This is a genomic window from Mesorhizobium sp. LMG17149 (assembly GCF_024518695.1).
GTDB lineage: Bacteria > Pseudomonadota > Alphaproteobacteria > Rhizobiales > Rhizobiaceae > Mesorhizobium.
This window is the reverse complement of record NZ_JANIFL010000006.1, coordinates 292,669-315,609: the sequence shown is the minus strand read 5'-3', so window position 1 is coordinate 315,609 and position 22,941 is coordinate 292,669. Positions and strand designations below refer to the sequence as shown.

The following is a 22,941-nucleotide window of genomic DNA, read 5'->3' as shown; positions in this document are numbered from 1 at the left end:
TCCCACCATAAATTGCATCGGAGCCTGTTTTCATGAGACGATTTTTCCTCGGGCTTGCCACCGTCGCAGGCCTGTTCCTTGCATCCTCCCAAGCCTGGTCGGCCGACAAACTGCTCAATGCGTCCTATGACGTCGGCCGCGAACTGTTCGTGCAGGTGAACAAGGCCTTCATCGCGCAGCATCCGGGCGTCACGGTCGATCAGTCGCATGCCGGCACTTCGGCGCAGGCGCGTGCCATCGCCGAGGGCCTTGGCGCCGATGTCGTTACCTTCAACCAGGTCACCGACATCGACTTCCTGGTCAAGAAGGATCTCGTCTCGGCCGACTGGCAGAAGGATTTTCCCGACAACGCCTCGCCCTTCTATTCGCTGCCGTCCTTCCTGGTACGCGCTGGCAATCCCAAGCATATCAAGGACTGGAACGATCTCGTGCGCGACGACGTGCAGGTGATTTTCCCCAATCCGAAAACCTCCGGCAATGCGCGCTACACCTATCTGGCGGCCACCGCCTACGCCAAGGAAGCCTTCAAGGGCGACGAGGCCAAGGTGAAGGAGTTCATCACCAAGCTGTTCAACAACGTGCCGATTTTCGACACCGGCGGCCGCGCCGCGACCACCACCTTCGTGCAGCGCGAGATCGGTGATGTGCTGATCACCTTCGAGTCGGAGACGCGCGGCATCCGCAAGGAGTATGGCGACGGCAAGTTCGAGCAGGTCACTCCGACGGTCAGCCTGCTGGCCGAATTCCCCGTCGCGATCGTCGACAAGGTTGCCGACGAGCACGGCACGCGCGATCTGGCCAAGACCTATCTCGACTTCCTCTACACGCCGGAGGGCCAGGACATCGCCGCCCGCAACGGCCTCAGAGCCCGCGACGCCGCTGTGGCGACGAAATACAAGGCCGATTTCCCCGATATCCGGCTGCTGACGGTGGAAGACGTCTTCGGCGGCTGGGACAAAGTGCAGAAAGAGCATTTCGCCGCTGGCGGCCTGCTCGACCAGACCTACGGCAGCCGCTGAAGCCCGCGATATCTGCGCAGCAGACGGAAAAGCCGGCGCCCTGCCGGCTTTTTTCGTTTTGAACGCCGAAAACCTGGTCATCAGCGGAATATCCGCCTTCTCAGTGCAAAACGTTACAAAGAATCAACGCGTTTGTGCCTAACTGCAATCCGGCGGCTTGTTTTCGCGAAACATCATCGCGCGGCGAAAACGTCATTATTTGCACACAAACAGTCGCCAGATGCGAGTGGTTGGGCTTCAATGGGTTGATCTGGGCATGCTGACGAAAAAAGGCAAATACGGCCTCAAGGCCCTCGTGCATCTGTCCGGCCTGCCGGCCGGCCAATTGGCTTTCGTCAATGACATCGCGGTGGCCAACAACATCCCGAAGAAATTCCTCGATGCCATTCTGGGCGAGTTGCGCAACGCCGGTTTCGTTCAGAGCCGCAAAGGCAAGGAAGGCGGCTACCGCCTCGCCCGGCCGGCCTCCGAAATCAAGATCGGCCATGTCGTGCGCGTGCTTGATGGGCCGCTGGCGCCGATCCCTTGCGCCAGCCGCACGCAGTATCAGCGCTGCGAGGATTGCGACGAGGCGACCTGCCAGGTCCGCCACATGATGCTGGAGGTGCGGCAGGCGATCGCCGAAGTGCTGGACAATCGCAGCCTTGCCGCCATGCGCGACGCCGACAATGACGATTTCCCGGTTGAACTGACGTCGCAGATATAAACCACTGCAAGCTGACCGCGCTCAGACAGATGTGAGATTCGTGCGTTGAAGGAGGGAGTTCTCCGAATCTCGGGTTTCGAAGCTCGAAATCACGGAGAACCCCATGCAGTTTTGGCCTACCCGTTCACATTTGACGCAGCCTCGAATACAGCGCGTGCGGACGTCGTACCCGCTACATGCTCCGTACCCGCCACACCGAGGTCCATCCATCCTGCATTCACGGCCTCGTACATTTCTTCGGCAGGTCCGCTGTGGCCCCTCGGGATGCCGAATTGTTCGAGCGCTTCCGCCCACCCTGCACGCGGGATTGCAAAGGCTTTCACGTCGAGGTTCAGGACTTCACCCAACTGCTCCGCGACTTCATCCGCGCTGACCATCGAACCAAGCTCGACGATGCGCTGCCCTGACCACGTTGGCCCGGTCAGAAGCGTTGCGAATTCCGCGCCGATGTCGTTCGTCGCGACCATGGTCGATTTCCGGTTTGTCGGATTGTAGAAAGCCGGCAGCGTTCCGCCCTGCGCGACCTGCAACCCGAAAAGAAAATTCTCGAAGAATCCGCCTGCGCGCACAAAAGCAACTGGCGATCTCAGGTCGCGAAAACCTTGCTCCAGAAGGGACAAGGCCGCGATCACCCCGTGCCCGCTGGTTCTGTTCGCGCCCATCGACGAAAGCGCAACCACTCGCGGCGGCGCTGCCTTGGTGAGCGCCTCGACATAGCTTGCAATCACGCTCTTTGCTTCCTTGTAATCGGGCGAAGGCGCCCAAACAGGAGGCAGCATGACGAACGCGCCTTCGACGCCTTCGAGCGCCCGCTCGATGGCTGCCGAATCATTCCAATCGCCGTCAACCAGCTCCACGCCCCGGTTCGCCCAGCTCAACGCCTTCTCGCGGTCGCGGACCAGCGCGCGCACCTTTTTGCCTTGCGCTAGCAAATGCCTTGCCGTCGCGCCGCCCACGTTTCCGGTGATTCCCATTACTAAGAACATATGTTTTCTCCTGATGTTGAGGGACAGAACTGCCCCTGTTGGTTCAATGGATGAGCGGCAGAATGGCCCGGATACGGGGATCGCGCAGATAGAGGCCGCCCCAGGTCATCGCGCCCAGAAGCAGGGAAATGATTTCCGGCGGCGAGCCCAACTCACCGATGCGGAGATGGGCGCAGATGGCACCTCCCAAAAAGCCCGTCACCAGGATCGCGCCGAGGACGGCGGTGACCGGGATGGCGTAGAGGATGGCGCAGGCGAGGATGATCGGACCCACGACGCGCGTCAGGTCCATCGCGAACCCGGTTTCCTGCAACATGCTCGCGATCTGTGCCGGCGCGAAAAGCTGAACAGTGCCGTCTGCCATCAAAGCGATAACGACAAACGCGCTCATTATCCGGCCGGCCCACAGGGCGCGATGCAAGGTCATAGTTCCCGGTGTCTGATGCGGGTTCACAGTTTCGGACACTTGTCATTCTCCGATGGGGAGATCCCATATTCGAAGCTTACTGTGCCCCTCAGGTGTGATAAACACCGAGGAAATGAACCGACTGTTCTCTTTTTGGGGAACAATACCGGGGCACGAAAATGCAAAATCTCGAACCCATCCTCATTTTCATAACGGTAGCGGAAATGGGGAGCTTCACCCGCGCAGCCGACAGCCTGGGCATCCAAAAGGGGAGAGCCTCAACGGCGGTCCGGAAGCTGGAAGAAGATCTCGGTGTCAGGCTCCTGCACCGGACGACGCGCAGCGTGCGGTTGACGGAAGACGGACGCGCATTTCATGCCCGTGCCCGCGATCTGCTCGCTGAAGTCGATGATCTGCACTCGATGTTCGCAGGCGATCGCGTGGCACTTCGCGGGCGTTTGCGAGTCGACCTTCCGACCGAAGTGGCGCGCACAACGATCGTGCCGGCCTTGCCGGATTTCATGGCGGCGCACCCCCAATTGGAGCTGGAGGTGTCGAGTACGGATCGGCAAGTCGATCTGGTTCAAGAGGGGTTCGATTGTGTATTGCGGCTTGGACCCATTCGCGACGAGACGCTGATTGCCCGCCCGTTGGGCCTGTTGCGCATGGCCAACGCTGCCAGCCCCGCCTATCTGGCGCGCCATGGCGTCCCTCGGTCGCTGGAAGATCTCCAGCGTCAGGAACATAGGACAATTCACTTTTCGACGGTGCTGGTCGCGAGACCCTATGGATGGGAATATCCGGACGGCGACAGCTACGCGACGCTTCAGTTGCCAGGTGCGCTGCACGTCAACAGCGCGCAGACCTACGAAGCCGCCGCCCTCGCCGGCCTTGGTGTGATTCAGGCGCCACTTTTGGGCATTGGCCGATACTTGGAGAGTGGAGCGCTTATCGAGATCATACCCGATTTTCGTCGACGGGCGCTCGCCGTATCCCTCGTCGTCGCACATCGGAGCAATCTGTCGCGCCGAGTCCGCGCATTCATGAAATGGATCGAAGATGTGCTGACGCCGTATATGGAATAGCGACTGCCGGTCAGCGATCAGCGGTCCGGCGTCGCGGGCGCCAGCTCGCGTTGCACGCGCCTGTCCCCCAGGTAGAGGGCAAGCGAAATTTGCAGAAGTCTTGAGCGCGGACATGACCTTGCACGTCCCAAGCCGACGCAGTAAAGCGGGGGTCGAAGAACGGGCTGGACCGATGAGGCTGTGGTGGTTCGCAAAATCCCGCAAGGCCGCCCGCAAGCTGCCATCGGCAGCCAGTTTCCGCACTGAAATCATCGCCGACGTCTTCGTCCCGGAACGGGCGGAGGACGTCCGCTTCTTCAGCCGCAAGCTGGTTCACCCCGGCCGGCTTCGCCGCTTTTCCAACAAGGACCTTCGGGAAGGCCTGCTGTCCGTCTTCTATCTCGTGGTGGCAGCGGCGCTGCCGGTGCGCTGGTGGGCGCCGATCTGCGGCCGCATATCGAGGTTTCGCCTCAAGCGCCATATGCGCAAGGAATTCCCGGCCTACGCGGCCGCGACACGCGCGGTGCTTGGCGATGGCATCGATACACGCAAGCTGTTCGAGGGATTGCTGGCGGCGCGCCATCGGCGCCGCCTGCAACTTGCCGCACATCTGGTGGCTGGCCGCTGGTCGCCGACGATCCGGCTGGAGGGACTGGAGGGGCTGCGGTCGGCCTTGCAGCGCGGCCACGGCGCCATCCTCTGGTGCGATCAATTCACCGCCCAGACCATCATCGGCAAGCGCGCGCTATACGAGGCCGGTGTCGAGGCGCATCAGGTGAGCGTCAACACCCACGGTATTTCCGAAAGCGCGTTCGGCCTGCGTTTCCTCAACCCGCCGCTAGTCAATGTCGAAAACCGGTTCCTGAAAAGCCGGGTCGTCTTTGATCGCGACGACGCCTATCAGGTCACCATCCGCATCCAGAAGATCCTGAAGCAGAATGGCGTGGTGACGATGACCAACACCGTCCATGCCGGCACGACTTTCACCGAGGCAGCCATGGGCGAAAGCGGCTGGACGCATCTCGCCTCGGCGCCGGCGAATTTTGCCGCCAGGGGCCGAACCGCCCTGTTTGCCATGTCGACCTTCGAAGTGGTTCCCTTCATTGAGTACCAGGCCGTGCTCAGCCCCGAGTTGACGCCGGAGGCGTCTGTCACCCCGGCAAAGGACACCGCCAGGGATGGCGCCAAGAACATGGCTGTGCAGGCGCACTACATCCTGCTCAAGCGCGACCGCCTGCTGGAAGCGCTGAGGCTCTACCCCGAGCAGATGCTGACGTGGTCCCGCCGGCAGCGGCTGACCGAGGCGCCGGACAGCACCGGCATCGGAATGGATGAAGGCTCATGACCGGCGTATCAGGCGGACCGCGGCAGCGACGAGCTCACCGACCGGGCGTGTGGCATCGAGTGTCGAGGCGCGCTCTTCCGCAGCCGGCGGCTCGAGGATGGCGAACTGGCTGTCGACCAGGCTTGCCGGCATGAAATGGCCCTTGCGATTACCGACACGCTGCCTGGCCGTGGCAGGGTCGATCTTCAAATAGAGGAAGACGATTTCCGGGCAGAAGCTGCTCAGCCGGTCGCGGTAGCTGCGCTTCAGTGCCGAGCAGGCGGCAATCACGCCCTGTCCGCTGCCCACCGACTCCGCGATGCGCTCGCCGATCGCGTCGAGCCAGCCTTCGCGCAGTTGATCGGTAAGCGGTTCGCCGCTTGCCATGCGTGCGACGTTTTCCGGCGGATGCAGCTTGTCGCCCTCGATAAAGGCAACGCCCAGAGCGGCGGCAAGCCCGATGCCCACCGCCGACTTGCCGCAGCCGGCGACGCCCATAACCACGATGGCCGGCACCGAGCCGGGGGCGCTCGTCGGCGCCTGTGCTGCCGCTCCGTCCACGGTCAGCGGCTTGCCGGCGCGCGGCCGTAGAGCAGCAGCATGGCGACAATGACGACGCCATAGATGATCTGCCGCCCCGCCTCCGGCATCTGCATGACGGAGAGGATGGACTGCAGCAGGGTGATGAGGATGACACCGGCGACCGTGCCGAGATAGGAGCCGCGCCCACCCAGGATCGAGGTGCCGCCAAGCACCACTGCGGCGATCGACGGCAGCAGATAAGCGTCGCCCATCGACTGCGCCGCCTTGGAGGCATAGCCAGCCAGAAGCACGCCGCCGAAAGCCGAGAGCCCGCCGGAGACGGCGAAGGCGATCATCACCACGCGCCGCGTATCGATGCCGGAGAGATACGCCGCGCGTTCGCGGTTGCCGATGCCGTAGACGGTGCGGCCGAAGCTGGTACGGGTCAGCACGAACACCATCGCGGCTCCGATCAGCGCCCAGATGATGACCGCGTTGGGCACGCCCGGAATGGCGAAGCCGGTCGCCAGGTAGCGCATCGCGCCCGTTGCCGAATCCTGCGGCGAGAACCCGCCGGTGTAGACCACCATCAGCCCTTGCGCGACAGCGTTGGTGGCCAATGTGATGATCATCGAGGGGATGCGCAGATAGGCGACGCCGATGCCGTTGACGACGCCGATCAGCATGCCGCAGAAAATACCGAACGGAATGGCCAGCGCCACGCCGACTGGGCCGTACGCCGCCGCAGCGCAGGCCATCATGGCGCCCGCCGCCACCGCCCATGGCACCGACAGGTCGATCTGGCCGAGCAGGATGACCAGCATCATGCCGGTTGCGATGACGCCGAGGAACGAAGCCACCTTGAGCTGCTGCAGAAGATATTCAGGCGACAGGAAGCTTCTGGAATAGAGGCTGCCCAGGAACAGCAAGAGAACGATGCAGGCAAAGGCCGTCAGCACCGCCGGATCGGCACGGCGGATGAATCTGGGCATGCGGCCGGCAATACCGCCAAGCGTCGTTTCGCTCACAGGAACCACTCCAGCCGGTTACGGACCCGAAAAAGGGCGAAGGCGCCGAGGCTGACGGCGACCAGCAGGATAACGCCCTGGAACAGCGGCTGCCAGAGCGGATCGAAATCGAAGACGAACAACAGGTCGCCGATGGTGCGGAAGGCCAGCGCGCCGAAGATGGCGCCGATGGCGCTGCCCTTGCCGCCGAACAGCGAGACGCCGCCGAGCACCACGGCTGCGATCGAAAACAGCGTGTAGGAGTTGCCGCTGGCATAGGCCGCCTCGCCCGTATAGGTGAAGAAAGTCAGGAACAGTCCGCCGATCGCCGCCAGCAGGCCGGCCAGCGTGTAGGCGGCGAACTTGCCGCGCCGGATCGGCACGCCGGACATGTAGGCCGCCGTCTCCGACGAGCCGGCCGCGTAGGCGGCGCGGCCGAGCACCGAGCGGCTGAACGGCACCCAGATCACCAGCACGATGGCCAGCAGGACGACCAGGCTCGCCGGCACCACGCCGAACACACGGCCGGTCAGCGCATCGGCCAGATCCTCATTGACCGAGCCGCCCGGGAATGGCCGCAGCAAAAGGCCGATGCCGTAATAGACGGCGCCAGTGGCAATGGTGGCGACAATCGGCTGCAGCCGGCCATAGATGACGATGGCGCCGTTGATCGCGCCGCACAACAGCCCCACCGCCAGCACGGCGATGACACCGAGCGTCGTCTGCATCGGCGTGCCGACCACCAGCCAGGAGGCGAGGCAGTTGGTGAGCAGGAAGATCATACCGACGGACAAGTCGATGCCGGCGGTGATCACCACCAGCGTCTGCGCCATGGCGACAAAGGCGAGCAGCACGCCCTTGTTCGACGCCGTCTGCACGACATTGGCGGTGAAGCCCGCCGGATGGTTCGAGGTGTATATGACGAACATGACGATGAAGATGCCGAATGCCAGCAGCGTTCCGCGCTGTTCGGCCAGCCAGTAGCGCCAATCCTTCACGCGTCCGCTCCCAGGCCCACCGGGCTCTCCTCGCCATGGATGTTGAGCGCGCTTGATATCAGCGCCCGCTCGGTGATCTCGGCACCAACCAACTCGCGCTTGACCGCCCCGTCATAGAGCACCAGCACGCGATCGCAGCAGCCGATCAGTTCATCATAGTCGGTCGAGTAGAACAGGATCGCAGCACCCGCGTCGGCCAGTTTGCGCATCAGCTGGTACAGCTCCTGCTTGGTGCCGACGTCGATGCCGCGCGTCGGATCGTTGAGCAGGATGATGCGTGGCTGGCGCATCAGCCATTTGGCGATGACCACTTTCTGCTGGTTGCCGCCCGAAAGCGCGCCGACCGGAATGTCGAGGCCTGCCGTCTTGATCGCCAGGAGGCCGACCATGTCGTCGATCAGCCGCTGCTCGGCGGCACGGTCGATGATGCCGGCTTTCGACAGCCGGTCGAGCGCCGCGAAGGACAGGTTCTCGCGCACCGTCATCGGCAGCATCAGCCCTTCGGTCTTGCGGTCCTCGGGAATCAGCGCCATGCCGATGCCGTCGTCGCGCGCAACGGATGGGCTGGTGATCGAGACCGACTTGCCGTCGATCAGGATCTGGCCGCTGAGGCCCCGCAGCACGCCGAAGAAGGCGAGCAGCAATTCGCGCTGGCCCTGGCCGTCGAGGCCGCCAAGGCCGACCACCTCACCTGCCCTGACGGTCAGCGAGATGTCGTGCAGCCGGTCGGCCCATGAAAGCTTGCGGGCCTCGAGCCTGGGGGCCGCGGCGGCAGTCATGGCCGCCGGCTTGGGCGGAAAGATATGGCTGTATTCGCGGCCGATCATCAGTTCGACCACCTCATTGTCGCTCTTCGAGCCGGCTGGATAGCTGGCGACATTGCGGCCGTTGCGGAACACCGTGCACTGATCCGCCAGTTCGGCGATCTCGTTCATGCGGTGCGAGATGTAAAGCAGCGCCAGCCCTTCCGAGCGCAGCCGCTTGAGCACTGCGAAGATCTTCGAGACATCCGCTGCCGTCAGCGCCGAGGTCGCTTCGTCGAGGATGAGAATGCGCGGCTTGCGTGCCAATGCCTTGGCGATCTCGACCATCTGCCGGCGCGACAGCGGTAGGTCCTTGACCAGCGCCAGCGGGTGGATGTCGGCGGCGCCGGCACGAGCAAGTGCTTCTTCGGCGATGCGGCGCTGCGCCTTGCGGTCGATCATGCCGAAGCGTTTGGGCGGGTCGGAAATGACGATGTTGTCGGCAACGCTGAGCTCGGGGACCAGCGACAGTTCCTGGAAGATGCAGACGATGCCGGCCTTGTTGGCGGCCCCCGGAGAAGCGAAGGTCGCCTCGCGCCCGTCCAGCGTCATGCGGCCCTCATCGGGCGCCACGACACCTGCCATGACCTTGATCAACGTCGACTTGCCGGCGCCGTTTTCACCGAGAATGGCGTGGATGCTGCCGGCTTCGACGACAAGCTCGGCCTTCTCCAGCGCGCGTACACCGCCATAGCGCTTGGATATGCCTTCCATACGAAAGAGCGGAGCCGCACCGTCCATCGGCCCTCCCAGGGCGATTGTGGGATTGAGACAAGCGCCGCGGCTCAAGCCGCGGCGCCAGGTGACAGCCAGTGATGATTTACTGGTTTTCCTTGGTCTGACCCATGATTTCCTGGGCGCTGAAATTGATGCCGCAGGTCGGGAAGGAATTGCCGACGAAGAAATTATCGGATTCCTTGGGGAAGTAATCCGTGCCTTCCTTCAAGTTCGGGTCTTCGGCGATCGCCAGCGGCAGCTTCACCTCTTGTGGCACCACCTCGCCTTCGAGTGCGGCGATCGCGGTCTTGATGGCGACGGCGACCTGAGCCGGACCCGAGCCCGCGGACGAGCACTTCAGCCCGTCGGCCGAATGCGCGGCGCAGAACTTGCGGAAGCCGTTCTCGGTCTCGCCGCCAAACGGCACGAACGGATGCTTGGCGTCGATCATCGCCTGCACGATGCCGGTATCGCCGCCCTGGCCGGTGATGCCGTCGAACGGACCGTTGGTGGCGATCGCATCGGCGGTAACTTTCTGTGCCACGCCGTCATCCCATTTGCCGGCGACTTCGGTGACGTCCCACTTCTTGCCGGACGCAGCGAAGACCTCGTGGATGCCGTTGTGGCGGTCGGTGTCGACGGAGGTGCCGGCGACGCCGCGCACTTCCAGGATCTTGCCGCCATTCGGTATCTTGGCGACCAGCCACTTGGCCCACAATTCGCCAAGGCCCTTCTGATCGACATTGACGTTGATGGCATCCTTGGTGTCGAGGATGTTGTCGAAGGCGACCAGAACGATGCCGGCTTCCTTGGCGCGCTTGATGACCGGACCGAAGGCCGTCGGGTTCTGGGCGTCGGTGACGATGGCGTCATAGCCGGAATCGATGAAATTGTTGATCGCCGAGATCTGCGCCGGCACGTCCTCACCCGTCGAGACGACTTTGAATTCCTTGATCTTGGCTTTGACTTCAGGTTGTGCGGCGTAGGCCTTGGCCGTCTGCACCATCTGGATGCGCCAGGTGTTTGCGATATAGCCATTGGCAAAGGCGATGCGGAACGGCCCTTCCTTCTTCGGATATTTGAAGAATTTGGTCTCCGCGCTCCACGGCGCGAAACAGTCCGCCTGAGCGGCAGGACCCGATACGATTTCGGGTCCGGCGGCCATGGCGGCCGAATTGAGCATGACGAATGCAGTGGCGGCAACGACGCCACCAACAAGTGACTTGATCATCGATAATCCTCCCGATTGCAGTTCTGATTGTTCGTTTCGCAATGCGAATTTTTCGCGCGATGGACCGGCACCTCCCGCCTCGCCATGCGCTTCCTTGGCCGCCCGTGGTGGCCGACCCGGTTCCTCCCTTGTCGCCGCCAGCGGGGCGAAAACTATCATATTATCCATAATAAACAAGTATTAGTTGTCGCTTATGTATAATAAACAGGTGCGACCTGTCGTTCATGCACCTGCTTGTAAAAGATGGTAGCGCTACCAAATTGGCGTGTAAACCGGCATTCGCACAGTCGCTCCTGTGCGTTTCAACGCGCCGTGCTCTCGCGGCGCTTGAGCTCGAAACCGAGGTCGACGATCCGTTGCTCCGGTCTGTTGCCGGCGATCGCCGCCAGCGCCATGGCGACGGCACGCCGGCCGATCTCATAACGAGGGGTGCGGATGCTGGTGACCGAAGGAAACGCCACCTGCATCATGTCGAGATCGTTGAAACCGACGATGCCGATTGTCTTCGGCACCGCGATCGAGGCGCGATGGCATTCGAACAAGACGCCGAGGGCGATATCGTCATTGTTGCAGAAGACACCGTCGAGTGTCGGCACCTTGGCCAGGGCGTCGCGGAACATCTCGCGGCCGAGCGACACGCTGGACAGCACCGGCGTGGTGGTGACGAGGCGCGGGTCGAACAGGCCCGCGGCCTCCATCGCCGCGCGATAGCCGGCAAGGCGCCGCTGCGAACGCGGATCCATGCGCGCGCCGATGAAGCCGATGCGGCGATAGCCCGCCTCGATCAGATGCTCGGTCGCTGCCCTGCCGCCATCGAGATGCGAGAAGCCGACCATCATGTCGACGGGATCTGGGCCGGTTTCCATGACCTGCACCACGGGGCAGCCGGCACTTTCCAGCAGCTTTCGCGAAGCCGGCGTCTGATCGATGCCGGCGACGATCAGCGCGGCTGGCCGTTGCGAACCGAACAGCTGCAGCAGCCGCTCTTCCTCAAGGCCGGAATAGTGGGTGTTGCCAAGCTGGATGCGGAACGGGCTGGCCGACAGGCTGTCATAGATGCCGCGCACCACCTCGGCGAAGACGTTGTTGGTGAGCGACGGCACCAGCACGCCGAACACCTCGGCGCGCGCCGAGGCCAGCGCCCGCGCATTCGGGTCCGGCACGTAGCCCAGTTCGTCGACGGCGGCCTGGATCTGGCGGCGCAATTCTTCGGACACACGCTCCGGCTCGCGCAGGGCGCGCGACACGGTGATGGCGCCGACGCCGGCCTTGCGCGCGACATCCGCGATGGTCGGGCGGCCGCCGCCCCGGCGCGAGCGCGGCTTGGTCAAGGGCGCACTCCTGGCGACGGGCTTGTGCAGCCAAGCGCCTTTGGAACCATATTCAGGGTCTTTGCCACCGTCGTCATGCCAAACCGGCCTGTTGCCGCACCCATCCGCCTTCCGGCGTCGCCCAGCCTTGGGTGGATGTCAAGCCGCGCAGCTCCCGGACCATTGGGCACGGTGAGCTCAGGCCATCACGGCTGTGCTGCGCCGTGCCTTCCAGAACAGCAGCCCGATCGCCACCAGGTTCAGCAAATTCCAGGCGATGCCGTTGAGGAATGCAGCGGCATAGGAACCGGTCAAATCGTAGATCCAGCCCGACATCCAGCCGCCGATCGCCATGCCGAAGATGGTCGCCATCATGACGATGCCGATACGCTGGCCGGCCTCCCTGGCCGGCATGTAGTCGCGCACGATGATCGCGTAGCAAGGCACGATGCCGCCCTGCGACAGGCCGAACACCAGCGACACCACATAGAGCGAGGCAAGCCCGTCGAACGGAATATAGAACAGCAGCGACAGGCACTGCAGAACCGAGCCGATCATCAATGTCCACACCGCGCCGATACGGTCGGCCAGGAAGCCGGACGCCAGCCGGCTGACGACGCCGCCCGCCATCATGATCGACAGCATGTCGGCGCCATGTGCGACGCCGTAGCCGAGGTCCATGCAATAGGCGACGATATGCACTTGCGGCATCGACATCGCCACGCAGCAGCCGAGCCCGGCGACGACCAGCAGCACCTGCAAGGCCGCCGGCGACAGCGAGATCGGCTGCACCGACCGGCTTCCGGGCGAACCCGCGACGGCCGCCGCCGGGGCACCGCGCCGCAGCATCAGCACCAGCGGCACCATTGTCACCAGGCAGAAGATGCCGATTGCCGCATAGGTGAAGCGCCAGCCCTCCGCCTTCATCAGCGTCGGCATGATGGTCGGCCACAACGCTCCGGCAAGGTAATTGCCGGCCGCCGCCGCCGTGACCGCGACACCGCGACGACGGTTGAACCAGTGCGAGATATCGGCGATCAGCGGCCCGAAGATCACCGACGTGCCGACACCGATCAGCACTCCTTGGGCAAGCGTGAACTGCAGGATCGAGGTCGACAGCGCCGCGAGCAGCAGCCCGGCGGAAAGCGCAATCGAAGAGATCAGCGCCGGGATCCAGTAACCCATCCGGTCGATGGCGCGGCCGACCAGCACGTTGCCGGCGGCGAAACCGACCATGGTCGCGGTGTAAGGCATGGACGCCGCGGCGCGGTCGACGCCGAACTCGGCCTGCACCGCGGGCAGCACGACGACGACAGCCCACATGCCCACGGCGCCGATCGTCGCCAGCAGCATCGAGATGGCAAGCCGCATCCAGGCATAGGAGCTGTCGATGCCGGGGCCGGGCTGGATGCTGTCGGTTCGAGTCAAGGCGTTTCCTGTCGGCGGTCTCGGAGATCGGCTGCCGTTTGCGCCACTATCGGCGCATTCTCAGGCCGCAGCAGCGCCACAGCGGGCAAATCCGTGGCTCCAGAGCCAGGCCGGAACCGATGCCGATGTGCAGAGTTTTCCCGGCAACCCACCCTGCAAAGGAGTCCAGCGATGACCGCCACCAGGAAAAAATGGTCGGCCGAGGTGACCGAGCACAGCAACGCAATGGATCTTGAGGATCACGTCTTCGAATCCGACGACGCCAGGAAGATCGCCGCCTCGCTGAAACGATCCGCCGAACACAGCCACAGGCGCAAGGCCGAGCCTTTCCAATCCGCCATGTCGATGCTGAATTTTTACATCAACCGCGCCGGCAAGAACTTGCCTGCCGCGCGCAAAAAAGTGCTTGAGGACGCCAAGGACGAACTGCGCAGCGCCTTCGGACGTGACAAGGATGATTAGCGGCGGCCGGCCCTACCGGGCGCGGATGACGCCGTCTGTGTTGGCGAGCAGTTTGCGCACGGCATTGCGCGCGGCGTCGGGGCGCTGCAGGCGGATGTTCTTCTCGATCGCCTCGTGCAGCTTCTGCGCGTGGTTGAGATCGTCGATCTCCCGCGTCGTATAGGCAAAGAGGTGATCGAAGGCGGACTCGATCAGTACGCCGAGCGGCACCAGAAGGTCGTTGCCCGAAGCCCGCAGGATGGCAAGATGGAAGCGCGTGTCGGCGCGGGTCCGCTCCTGCAGGCTCGTCGCCTCTCCCATCTCACGGCAGGCCAGGCTGATCTCGGCCATCTGCTCGTCGGTTCTTCGCATGGCGGCGAACGCGGTCGCTTCCGGCTCGATGATGTGGCGGAATTCCTGCACGGTCTTGAGGAACACCTCGCGATCCGGCGACGTCGCGTACCAGGCAAGCACATCGCGATCGAGCAGGTTCCAGCGTTCCTTGGGCTCGACCCAGCTGCCAATCTTGGGACGTGAGGCCAAAAGGCTCTTGGCCATCAGCATCTTGATGGCTTCGCGCACCGCCGAGCGGCTGACGCTGAAGGTCTCCGACCATTTCGCTTCATTGGGCAGGATGGTGCCGGGCGGATAGTCGCCGCGCACGATCCTGAGGCCGATTTCGCTGGCCAGCGAGGCGTGGACGCTGGAGCCTGGGATACGCGCGGCGTCGGCGCGGCGAACGCCGCCCGGACGGTCCCCGGAGACCGCTTTCCCCAACGATTTTTCCTTGTTCGGCTTCGCGTCCCGCATGGGTTCCAGAAAGTCCGTATTAAGCAGGCTGTCAAGCGCGGCAAGCGGCTTGCACCGCAAAGCCGCCCGCTGTGCACAGATCAGCCCCGATTGCTTCGCGGATCAGTCCTGCTTGACGTATTTGCGCCAGCTATGCTCCGGGCGGAAGCCCAGCACGTCGCGCGCCTTGCGGTTGGAGAGCAGCGTCTCGTATTCGCCGAGTTCGGCCTTGACCGGCACGCCGGGGTAGAACCGCTTCAGGAGTTCGGCAGTCGGCAGGTCGGACGAGGTGTCGTCATTGGCCGCGTTGAACACCTGATAGCCGAGGCCGTCCTTCTCGATGGCGCGCAGCGTGATCTGGCCAAGGTCGCGCGCGTCGACATAGCTCCAGGCGATGCGCTTGCGGAAACCCGGATCGGCGAACCATTTCGGAAACAGCGAATATTCGTGCGGCTCGATGACGTTGCCGATGCGCAGGGCATAAATGTCGGCGCCGTTGCGCTGCGCGAAGGCGCGCGCCGTTTTCTCGTTGACGACCTTGGACAAAGCATAGCTGTCCATCGGATCGACGTCATACTCCTCGTCGAGCGGGAAATATTTGGGATCGCGCGGCTCGTTGGCGAACACAAGCCCATAAGTCGTCTCGCTGGAGGCGATGATAATTTTGCGGATACCGAGCTTCACCGCCGCCTCGATGACATTGTAGGTGCCGAGCGCATTGATGCGGAACACCTCGTTGTCGGTGGTGATCATGATGCGCGGGATGGCAGCGAAATGCACCACCGCATCGACCGGCTGCGGGCGCAGCGAGGGGTCGAATTCATGCAGGCCCATATAGCTCGACAGCGCGTTGAACACCTGCCCGCTGTCGGTGATGTCGGTGATCAGCGTGCGCACCTTGGGATTGTCGAGCGGCCTGGTGTCGATGTTGAGCACCTGACAGCCCTGCTCGACCAGATACTGGACGACATGGCGTCCGGCCTTGCCGCTGCCGCCGGTGAACATGATCCGTTTCGTCATTTTGCTCTCCACATCCTCAGGAATTTATGTGTATTGTCAGACAATATCGCCATCCGCAACCACCCTTGCCTGCAAAACGGCAGCGCCTGACATCAATCATTGCAACAGGACTTGAAGACATGAACACGACTGCCGCGAGCGAAAAGATCGGCTTCATCGGGCTTGGGCTGATGGGCCACGGGATCGCCAAAAACATCGTCGACAAGGGCTACAGCCTGACCTTCCTCGGCCGCAAGAACCGCAAACCGGCGGAAGACCTGCTTGGCCGCGGCGCCACGGAAGCATCGACGTCGCGCGATGTGGCGGCGGCATCTGATATCGTCTTCATCTGCGTCACCGGTTCGCGCGAGGTCGAAGCCATCATTCGCGGCCCCGGCGGCCTCAAGGAGGGCTTGAAAAAGGGCTCGGTCGTCGTCGACTGCTCGACCTCCGATCCGGTCTCGACGGTGGCGCTGGCAGCGGAACTTAAGGCGCTCGGCATCGATTTTGTCGACGCGCCGCTCAGCCGCACGCCGAAGGAAGCCTGGGAAGGCACGCTCGACGCCATGGTCGGCGCGCCGGACGCCCTCTTTGCCAGGGTGAAGCCGGTGATCGAAACCTGGGCCGGCCGCATCGTCCATATCGGCGACACCGGCGACGGCCATCGCATGAAGCTGCTCAACAATTTCATCTCGCTCGGCTACGCAGCGATCTATTCCGAGGCGCTGGCGCTGGCTGAGAAGGTCGGCATCTCGCCGCCGCGCTTCGACAGCGTTATTCGCAATGGCCGCATGGATTGCGGCTTCTACCAGACCTTCATGCGCTGGACGCTCGAAGGCGACCGCGACGCGCACAAATTCACCATCGCCAATGCCTTCAAGGACCTGACCTATCTGGAATCGATGGCGGGTGCGGCCGGCATTGCCAACCCGCTCGGCAACGCCACCAAGAACTCCTTCGCCGGTGCCCATGCAACCGGCCCGGCCGAGCAATTCGTACCGATGCTGGCGACGCATATCGCTGGGGTGAACGGGGTCGACCTGATGCCGATGAAGGATGGGAAGAAGCAGACCATTTAACCGATCGCTCAAGGCTGGCGCCGATCACCGCCTCCACCGCCCTATCCCATCGTCGGTATCTGCAAGCAGCTTGTGCACGGCGTTGCGCGCGGCGGCTGGGCGCTGCAGGCGGATGTTCTTTTCGATCGCCTCATGCAGCTTCTGCGCCTGGCGTTGATCGGCGACCTGCTGCGTCGTGAATGCGAAGAGATGGTCGAGCGCCGACTCGATCAGCACGCCGAGCGGCACCAGGAGGTCGTTGCCGGAAGCGCGCAGGATGGCCAGATGAAAGCGCGTGTCGGCGCGGATACGCTCCTGCAGGCTCAAGGCCTCGCCCATCTCGCGGCAGGCCTGGCTGATTTCCGCCATTTGCTCGTCGCTGCGCCGTATGGCGGCAAAGGCCGACGCTTCCGGTTCGATGATATGACGAAACTCCTGCACGGTTCGCAGGAACGCCTCGCGGTCGGGCGCCGTCGCGTACCAGGCCAGAACGTCGCGGTCGAGCAGGTTCCAGCGCTCCCTCGGCTCGACCCAACTGCCGATCTTGGGGCGTGAGGCCAACAGGCTTTTCGCCATCAGCATCTTGATTGCTTCGCGCACCGCCGAACGGCTGACATTGAATATCTCGGCCCATCTGGACTCGTTGGGCAGGATGGTGCCGGGCGGATAGTCGCCACGCACGATCCGCAGGCCAATCTCGCCGGCCAGCGAAACATGGACGCTCGCTCCCGCAAAATGCGCGGCACCGGCCTTCCGCATGACAGCCGGGCTGCGGCTGGCTTGTGGCTTGGCCGGGTCGGTTCGCTTGCTTGATTTCTCGTCCGGCATCCACGTTCCAATGCGTCGACCGTCTGTCGTCCGGATTGAGCCGAACCGCACGGGCGCCGATCTCGTTGCCGAAAAATCCAGATCACGGGCACGGCAAAGCCGGAGCCGGTTGCCCCAACCATTGCGTCCGTTCGGGAATTATCGCTTCCGTTCAGGAATGACGGGGCGCCCGCAACCGGGCGCCCCGAAATCGAGAACCTACTTCTGGATGCAGGTGTCGACCGTATCCTTGGTGCACTCGTCGAGGCCGGTGAACACCGGATCGGCGACTGCCTTGCCTTCGATCAGGTCGATCATCACCGACGGTGCCTTGTAGCCCATTTCGAACGGCCGCTGACCGACCAGAGCCGTCACGAGGCCGTCACGAGCGATCGCCACTTCGTCGCCGATCGTGTCGGCGGCGCCGATGACGAAGTCGTTGCTGGCGATCCGGTCCTTGAGCGGTCCGAACAGATCGCGATAGGGCTGCGGCGCCCCGAACAGCGGCCAGCCGCCCATGATGCCGAAAGCGTCCAGCTTGGGGTTGGCGGCGAGGATGTCGGTCATCGCCTGCACGCCCTTGGCGCCATCGTCATTGGTGAACACCGGGCAGCCGGGAACTTCGGTCCAGCCACCTTCACCGGCAAGTGCGGCAAGGCCTTCCTTGCCCGACAGTGCGTCACGCATGCCTTGCGCACGGCGCAGGATGTTGTCGGCTGCCGGGTTGCCTTCGATGGTGCAGATCGTGCCGCCATTCGGCTTGCCCTTCTTGATGTACTCGCCGATCTTCTTGCCCATCAGGTAATTGTCGGTACCGAGATAGGTCTTGCGAAGACCTGCGTCTTCCTTGCTGAGATCGGCATCGACCGTCATGATCGGGATCGTCGGATTGGCGCTCTTGATCGTCTGCGCGATCAGCGGCGCGTTGGACGGCGAGATGGCCATCGCCACCGTGTCGGCTTTGCTCAGCATGTCCTGGACGATCTGCGCCTCGCCGGCCTCGTCCGAAGTCGACGCCGGACCGGTGTAGAAGCATTCATATTCCGAGCTGGCGTTTTCCTTGTTCCATTTCTCGCAGCCCTGGTGGATGGCCTCGAAGAACGGATTGTCGAGACCTTTCACGACAATGACGAGCTGTTTCTTGGCCAAAGCCGGCCCGGCACCCAACGCCATTGCGGCGACGGCGGCGAGCAAAAGTGTCTTCCTCATGTCAGTCCTCCCTTGAAACAAACGGACACGGCGTGCCCGCCATACAGATCGACCGGATGCGTGATGACCGAGGGTCGTTTCGAGCGCTCGTGTCGCCAGGACAGATCGATAAGCATTTCCAGATTCGGCTTCAGATCAGCTCACACACAGGTGTCGCCGGATGCTGGGCCGTCAAACCTCCGCCGATTCCGGCCGGCGAACCGCCAGCGGGGATCGGCATAATCTCCTCCGACGCTTAGCTAATATCGGCTTGGCGCCAACGTCAATGCTATTTGTCCTACAAAACGGATTTTTAAAATAGTCCTGGCCCAATTCGTCCGACAATTGATTGACGTGCGCCGGCTTTTGCGTAAAAGAACGCTAACGCCGTCTTCGGGAGGAGCCGGGGAGAGCGAGGCCTAAGCAGCGTCGGCATCCACGCCGGGAACAGCGGCAGGTCGCAAATCACGGGGAGGCAAAGGCTGGTGGCGGTTCTCGAACTCACCAACATCTCTAGGCATTTCGGCGCCATCCAGGCTGTCAACGACGTTTCGCTGTCGATCGAGCCCGGACAGGTGGTCGGCCTCATGGGTGACAACGGCGCCGGCAAGTCGACGCTGGTCAAGATGATCGCCGGCAATTTCCGCCCGAGCCATGGCACCATGCACATGGACGGCAAGGAATTGATCCTGCACAAGCCGGCGGAAGCCCGCCAGCACGGCATCGAGATCGTCCACCAGGACCTTGCGCTCTGCAACAATCTGACTGCCGCCGCCAACGTCTATCTCGGCCGCGAGCTGCGGCGCGGCGTCGGGCCGTTCCGCATCCTCGACTATGCCTCGATGTACAAGCGTGCCGGCCAGCTCTTTGCCGAATTGAAGTCCGAAACCCGTCCGCGCGACCTCGTCAAGCAGATGTCGGGTGGCCAGCGCCAGGCGGTGGCGATCGCCCGCACCATGCTGTCGCAGGCCAAGATCGTGCTGATGGACGAACCGACGGCGGCGATCTCGGTGCGCCAGGTCGCCGAAGTGCTGAACCTGATCCGCCATTTGCGCGATCAGGGCATCGCCGTCGTGCTGATCAGCCACCGAATGCCTGACGTCTTCACCGTCGCCGACCGCGTCATCGTCATGCGGCGCGGCCGCAAGGTCGCCGACAAGACGATTGCGTCGAGCTCGCCCGAGGAAGTCACCGGGCTGATCACCGGCGCCATCGAACAGGTTTGATTTCAGCGAATTTCACCACGCAGCAGATGAAGGTCGACGATGGCACTGACAATTGACCAGCCGATCGAACACAAGCAGCAATCCTTGGCCGCGAGAGTGTTTGCCAGCCAGACCTTCTGGGTGGTGATCGCGGTCATCCTCGCCTGCGTGTTCCTGTCGTTTGCCACCGACGCGTTTGCCACGTCGAAGAACCTCTACAACATCACCCGCAACATCACCTTCGTCGCCATTATCGCGCTCGGCATGACTTTCGTCATCATCACCGGCGGCATCGACCTGTCGGTTGGCTCGGTGCTGTGCCTGTCGTCAATGGTGCTGGCCGTCACCATGCATGCCGGCTACTCGATCGAGGTCGGCATCCTGGCCTCCATTGCCACCGCGCTCGCCATTGGCGCCTTTAACGGCGTGCTGATCGCCTATCTCGGCTTTCCACCCTTTGTGGTGACGCTCGGCATGTTGTCGATCGCCCGCAGCCTCGCCATGGTCGCCTCCAACAACACGGTCGTCTTCCAGTTCGGGCCGGACCACGCCAAGCTTCTGTCATTGGGCGGCGGCGCCTGGGTGTTCGGCATCGCCAATCCGGTGCTTTACATGATCCTTCTGGCGCTGATCACCGGCTTTATCCTGCGCTGGACGAAGTTCGGCCGCCACATCTTCGCTATTGGCGGCAACGAGCACGCGGCAACGCTGACCGGCGTTCCGGTGCGCCAGATCAAGGTTGCCGTCTACATGATCTCGGCGCTGTCGGCCGGCATTGCCGGCATCATCCAGACCGGCTGGCTGGGCGCCGTCACCACCAATCTCGGCACCGGCATGGAGCTGCAGGTGATCGCCGCAACCGTCATCGGCGGCGCCAATCTGGCTGGCGGCGTCGGCACCGCCTTTGGCGCCATCGTCGGTGCGGCCCTGATCGAAGTGATCCGCAACAGTCTCGGCCTGCTCGGCATCAATGCCTTCTGGCAAGGTGTGTTCATCGGCGGCGCCATCCTGCTGGCGGTGCTGTTCGACCGCATCCGCAATTTCCGCCGCAGTGACTAGAACCATGATCCCGAAAAGTGGAAACCGGTTTTCTCGGACAAACGGAACCGTTTATCCGGAGATCATGGTCAAACAAAAGACGGTTTGATGGCCAACTCCCTGTTCAGCCTCGAGGGGCGGCTGGCGCTGGTGACTGGCTCCGGCCAGGGCATCGGCTTCGCGCTGGCTCGGGGCATGGCTGAACATGGGGCAAGCGTGGTGCTGAACGGCCGCGACGCTGCCAGGATCGACAGCGCCGTCGAAAAGCTGCGCAATGCCGGCTTCAAGGCGCATGCCTCGACCTTCGACGTCACCGACTCTCGCGCCGTCGCGGCGGACATTGACAGGATCGAGGCCGAGATCGGCGCCGTCGATATCCTCATCAACAATGCCGGCGTGCAGTTCCGCGCCCCGCTCGAGGACTTTCCCGAGGAGCAATGGGAGCGCCTGTTCAAGACCAATGTGTCGGGCGCCTTCCATGCCGGCAAGGCGGTCGCCCGCCACATGATCCCGCGCGGCAAGGGCAAGATCATCAACATCGGCTCGGTGCAGAGCGAACTGGCAAGGCCGAACATCGCACCATACACCGCGACCAAGGGCGCGATCCGCAACCTGACAAGGGGCATGTGCGCCGACTGGGCGAGATACGGCCTGCAGATCAATGCGATCGCGCCCGGCTATTTCCGCACCGAGATGAACCAGGCGCTGGTCGACAATCCGGAATTCTCCGCCTGGCTGGAAAAGCGCACGCCCGCCGGACGCTGGGGCGCTGTCGACGAGCTGATCGGCGCCGCCGTGTTCCTTGCGTCCGACGCATCGTCTTTCGTCAACGGCCATACACTGTATGTCGATGGCGGCATGACGGCTTCGGTTTGAGGGGCGTTCTTCCCTTGTGGGAGGAGAGGAAACCTATCGCTCAGTCTGAAAATCCGGCCGCATCGGCCGTCATTCGCCCTCGCCGCCCCCGCGCGTCTTGACGCGGCCCCGAACTCAGCCGCACAATCCCTGTTGCAGACGAAGGGAGGCTAGTCGTCTGCGGGAGGATATACCCATGACGGAAGCGATCAGGCTCTACTGGGGCCGGTTCGGACATGTATCTATCCTGAATGTCGCAAGCGACTTCGTCACCCATGCCCATATCGAGGCCCATCTGATCATCTGGCTGGAAGGTACGGCCGGCGAAATGACCATCGGCCGCGAGACCGTCCGGCTTGGACCTGGAACGGCCGCCGGCATCAACTCCTTCCAGCCGCACAGCCATGTTCTGTCGCAAAACGGGACGCCCGGTCTGTTTCTCGCCTTCTACATCGATCCCGACTGGGCGCGGCGCCGCCGCGACCTGCCTTCGTCGGCACCGCTGTTTTCACAAGCCGCGATCACGCTGGAACCGTGGCTGCATCAGGCCGCCGCCAATCTGCTCGACCACCTCAGCGACAATGAGAGCGTCGACGATATCGCCAACTACGAGATCGAGCGTTTCATCGATAGCGTGCTCGACGCCGCCGACGCCTCGGCGCCGCAGGAGGCCCGTGTCCGCATCAACACCATGCAGGATTTCCGTGTTCGCAAGGCAATCCAGCTGATGAAGGCCAATGTCTGCGAGCGCATCTGCTTCGACGACGTGGCGCGCAGCGTCGGCCTGTCGCGACCGCATTTCTTCGCTTTGTTCAAGGAACAGACCAATCTGACGCCCAATGTCTACTGGAACACGCTGCGCATGGAGGAAGCGGTGCGGCAGCTGCAATGGTCGCGGGAGCCGCTGATCTCGGTCGCCTGCAATCTCGGCTTCACCACGCAGGGCAATTTCTCGCGTTTTTTCCGCGACCATGTCGGCGTGCCGCCGACGCTCTACCGCGAGGCCGCGCGGGCGATTGCCTGAGCCTGTCCTCGTTTAG

The 22,941-nt window shown here is 63.1% G+C and carries 23 protein-coding genes; 10 read left to right on the top strand and 13 right to left on the bottom strand.

Annotated elements, in window-relative coordinates; translation table 11 throughout:
* Positions 1-32: 32 nt before the first annotated feature.
* On the top strand, positions 33-1,019 hold the full coding sequence (locus tag NP945_RS16395) for a sulfate ABC transporter substrate-binding protein (RefSeq protein ID WP_127322203.1): 987 nt from the start codon (positions 33-35) through the stop codon (positions 1,017-1,019).
* A 256-nt stretch (positions 1,020-1,275) separates the two neighbouring features.
* Positions 1,276-1,725, top strand: a complete 450-nt coding sequence (locus tag NP945_RS16390) for an Rrf2 family transcriptional regulator (protein ID WP_013530871.1) — start codon at positions 1,276-1,278, stop codon at positions 1,723-1,725.
* A gap of 116 nt (positions 1,726-1,841) precedes the next feature.
* Here the strand turns inward: NP945_RS16390 and NP945_RS16385 are convergent, their stop codons facing one another.
* Positions 1,842-2,711: an NmrA family NAD(P)-binding protein gene (locus NP945_RS16385; RefSeq protein WP_256746938.1), complete on the bottom strand. Its 870-nt coding sequence runs from the start codon at positions 2,709-2,711 to the stop codon at positions 1,842-1,844.
* A 43-nt stretch (positions 2,712-2,754) separates the two neighbouring features.
* Entirely contained in the window at positions 2,755-3,177 is a 423-nt protein-coding gene (locus NP945_RS16380; RefSeq protein WP_256746937.1) for a DoxX family protein, read from the bottom strand.
* Positions 3,178-3,296: 119 nt separating this feature from the next.
* Here NP945_RS16380 and NP945_RS16375 point away from each other — a divergent pair, with 119 nt between their 5' ends.
* Both NP945_RS16375 and NP945_RS16370 read left to right on the top strand, forming a co-directional pair.
* Positions 3,297-4,202: a LysR family transcriptional regulator gene (locus NP945_RS16375; protein WP_256746936.1), complete on the top strand. Its 906-nt coding sequence runs from the start codon at positions 3,297-3,299 to the stop codon at positions 4,200-4,202.
* Positions 4,203-4,374: 172 nt separating this feature from the next.
* A complete protein-coding gene (locus NP945_RS16370; RefSeq protein ID WP_256746935.1) occupies positions 4,375-5,526 on the top strand; it encodes a hypothetical protein in 1,152 nt (383 codons plus the stop codon).
* Here the strand turns inward: NP945_RS16370 and NP945_RS16365 are convergent.
* The 7 genes from NP945_RS16365 to NP945_RS16335 form a co-directional block, all read right to left on the bottom strand.
* Positions 5,521-6,066 carry a gluconokinase gene (locus NP945_RS16365; RefSeq protein WP_256746934.1) on the bottom strand — a complete coding sequence of 182 codons (546 nt, stop codon included), beginning with the start codon at positions 6,064-6,066 and terminating at the stop codon, positions 5,521-5,523. The two genes, NP945_RS16370 and NP945_RS16365, sit on opposite strands and share 6 nt — an antisense overlap.
* Before the next feature lie 2 nt (positions 6,067-6,068).
* A complete protein-coding gene (locus tag NP945_RS16360) occupies positions 6,069-7,055 on the bottom strand; it encodes an ABC transporter permease (RefSeq protein WP_127295464.1) in 987 nt (328 codons plus the stop codon).
* Positions 7,052-8,032, bottom strand: coding sequence for an ABC transporter permease (locus NP945_RS16355; protein WP_256746933.1), 981 nt, complete (start codon positions 8,030-8,032; stop codon positions 7,052-7,054). Before NP945_RS16355 ends, NP945_RS16360 begins: the two co-directional genes overlap by 4 nt.
* Positions 8,029-9,576, bottom strand: coding sequence for a sugar ABC transporter ATP-binding protein (locus tag NP945_RS16350; protein ID WP_256746932.1), 1,548 nt, complete (start codon positions 9,574-9,576; stop codon positions 8,029-8,031). Before NP945_RS16350 ends, NP945_RS16355 begins: the two co-directional genes overlap by 4 nt.
* Before the next feature lie 79 nt (positions 9,577-9,655).
* Positions 9,656-10,783: a sugar ABC transporter substrate-binding protein gene (locus tag NP945_RS16345; protein WP_127273383.1), complete on the bottom strand. Its 1,128-nt coding sequence runs from the start codon at positions 10,781-10,783 to the stop codon at positions 9,656-9,658.
* 302 nt (positions 10,784-11,085) lie between these two features.
* Positions 11,086-12,114: a LacI family DNA-binding transcriptional regulator gene (locus NP945_RS16340; protein ID WP_128364006.1), complete on the bottom strand. Its 1,029-nt coding sequence runs from the start codon at positions 12,112-12,114 to the stop codon at positions 11,086-11,088.
* 177 nt (positions 12,115-12,291) lie between these two features.
* Entirely contained in the window at positions 12,292-13,521 is a 1,230-nt protein-coding gene (locus NP945_RS16335) for an MFS transporter (protein WP_256746931.1), read from the bottom strand.
* A 171-nt stretch (positions 13,522-13,692) separates the two neighbouring features.
* Here NP945_RS16335 and NP945_RS16330 point away from each other — a divergent pair, with 171 nt between their 5' ends.
* Positions 13,693-13,983: a DUF3175 domain-containing protein gene (locus NP945_RS16330; protein WP_024501537.1), complete on the top strand. Its 291-nt coding sequence runs from the start codon at positions 13,693-13,695 to the stop codon at positions 13,981-13,983.
* Between the two features lie 12 nt (positions 13,984-13,995).
* Here the strand turns inward: NP945_RS16330 and NP945_RS16325 are convergent, their stop codons facing one another.
* Together NP945_RS16325 and NP945_RS16320 are read right to left on the bottom strand one after the other, a co-directional pair.
* On the bottom strand, positions 13,996-14,772 hold the full coding sequence (locus NP945_RS16325) for a FadR/GntR family transcriptional regulator (RefSeq protein WP_127271478.1): 777 nt from the start codon (positions 14,770-14,772) through the stop codon (positions 13,996-13,998).
* 102 nt (positions 14,773-14,874) lie between these two features.
* Positions 14,875-15,771 carry an NAD(P)-dependent oxidoreductase gene (locus NP945_RS16320; RefSeq protein ID WP_256746930.1) on the bottom strand — a complete coding sequence of 299 codons (897 nt, stop codon included), beginning with the start codon at positions 15,769-15,771 and terminating at the stop codon, positions 14,875-14,877.
* Positions 15,772-15,890: 119 nt separating this feature from the next.
* Between NP945_RS16320 and NP945_RS16315 the strand changes: the two genes are divergently transcribed.
* Positions 15,891-16,829 carry an NAD(P)-dependent oxidoreductase gene (locus NP945_RS16315; RefSeq protein WP_127331723.1) on the top strand — a complete coding sequence of 313 codons (939 nt, stop codon included), beginning with the start codon at positions 15,891-15,893 and terminating at the stop codon, positions 16,827-16,829.
* Between the two features lie 24 nt (positions 16,830-16,853).
* Here the strand turns inward: NP945_RS16315 and NP945_RS16310 are convergent, their stop codons facing one another.
* Positions 16,854-17,636 carry a FadR/GntR family transcriptional regulator gene (locus tag NP945_RS16310; protein ID WP_256746929.1) on the bottom strand — a complete coding sequence of 261 codons (783 nt, stop codon included), beginning with the start codon at positions 17,634-17,636 and terminating at the stop codon, positions 16,854-16,856.
* Between the two features lie 198 nt (positions 17,637-17,834).
* Positions 17,835-18,824 (bottom strand): sugar-binding protein, encoded by a 990-nt coding sequence (locus NP945_RS16305; RefSeq protein WP_023813244.1) that lies wholly within the window; start codon positions 18,822-18,824, stop codon positions 17,835-17,837.
* A 464-nt stretch (positions 18,825-19,288) separates the two neighbouring features.
* Here NP945_RS16305 and NP945_RS16300 point away from each other — a divergent pair, with 464 nt between their 5' ends.
* From NP945_RS16300 to NP945_RS16285, 4 genes are all read left to right on the top strand, one after another.
* Complete coding sequence (locus NP945_RS16300; RefSeq protein ID WP_013530854.1) at positions 19,289-20,029, top strand: ATP-binding cassette domain-containing protein; 741 nt, start codon at positions 19,289-19,291, stop codon at positions 20,027-20,029.
* A gap of 39 nt (positions 20,030-20,068) precedes the next feature.
* A complete protein-coding gene (locus NP945_RS16295) occupies positions 20,069-21,067 on the top strand; it encodes an ABC transporter permease (protein ID WP_127266789.1) in 999 nt (332 codons plus the stop codon).
* Positions 21,068-21,154: 87 nt separating this feature from the next.
* Positions 21,155-21,922: an SDR family oxidoreductase gene (locus NP945_RS16290; protein WP_256746928.1), complete on the top strand. Its 768-nt coding sequence runs from the start codon at positions 21,155-21,157 to the stop codon at positions 21,920-21,922.
* Between the two features lie 175 nt (positions 21,923-22,097).
* Positions 22,098-22,925: an AraC family transcriptional regulator gene (locus tag NP945_RS16285; protein ID WP_256746927.1), complete on the top strand. Its 828-nt coding sequence runs from the start codon at positions 22,098-22,100 to the stop codon at positions 22,923-22,925.
* The last annotated feature ends 16 nt before the right edge of the window (positions 22,926-22,941 follow it).

Coding starts and splice junctions, on each gene's coding strand:
- NP945_RS16290 (WP_256746928.1), top strand. CDS start 21,155: ATGGCCAACTCCCTGTTCAGCCTCGAGGGGCGGCTGGCGCTGGTGACT.
- NP945_RS16285 (WP_256746927.1), top strand. CDS start 22,098: ATGACGGAAGCGATCAGGCTCTACTGGGGCCGGTTCGGACATGTATCT.
- NP945_RS16385 (WP_256746938.1), bottom strand. CDS start 2,711: ATGTTCTTAGTAATGGGAATCACCGGAAACGTGGGCGGCGCGACGGCA.
- NP945_RS16350 (WP_256746932.1), bottom strand. CDS start 9,576: ATGGACGGTGCGGCTCCGCTCTTTCGTATGGAAGGCATATCCAAGCGC.
- NP945_RS16320 (WP_256746930.1), bottom strand. CDS start 15,771: ATGACGAAACGGATCATGTTCACCGGCGGCAGCGGCAAGGCCGGACGC.
- NP945_RS16330 (WP_024501537.1), top strand. CDS start 13,693: ATGACCGCCACCAGGAAAAAATGGTCGGCCGAGGTGACCGAGCACAGC.
- NP945_RS16390 (WP_013530871.1), top strand. CDS start 1,276: ATGCTGACGAAAAAAGGCAAATACGGCCTCAAGGCCCTCGTGCATCTG.
- NP945_RS16295 (WP_127266789.1), top strand. CDS start 20,069: ATGGCACTGACAATTGACCAGCCGATCGAACACAAGCAGCAATCCTTG.
- NP945_RS16325 (WP_127271478.1), bottom strand. CDS start 14,772: ATGCGGGACGCGAAGCCGAACAAGGAAAAATCGTTGGGGAAAGCGGTC.
- NP945_RS16310 (WP_256746929.1), bottom strand. CDS start 17,636: ATGCCGGACGAGAAATCAAGCAAGCGAACCGACCCGGCCAAGCCACAA.
- NP945_RS16395 (WP_127322203.1), top strand. CDS start 33: ATGAGACGATTTTTCCTCGGGCTTGCCACCGTCGCAGGCCTGTTCCTT.
- NP945_RS16345 (WP_127273383.1), bottom strand. CDS start 10,783: ATGATCAAGTCACTTGTTGGTGGCGTCGTTGCCGCCACTGCATTCGTC.
- NP945_RS16305 (WP_023813244.1), bottom strand. CDS start 18,824: ATGAGGAAGACACTTTTGCTCGCCGCCGTCGCCGCAATGGCGTTGGGT.
- NP945_RS16315 (WP_127331723.1), top strand. CDS start 15,891: ATGAACACGACTGCCGCGAGCGAAAAGATCGGCTTCATCGGGCTTGGG.
- NP945_RS16370 (WP_256746935.1), top strand. CDS start 4,375: ATGAGGCTGTGGTGGTTCGCAAAATCCCGCAAGGCCGCCCGCAAGCTG.
- NP945_RS16375 (WP_256746936.1), top strand. CDS start 3,297: ATGCAAAATCTCGAACCCATCCTCATTTTCATAACGGTAGCGGAAATG.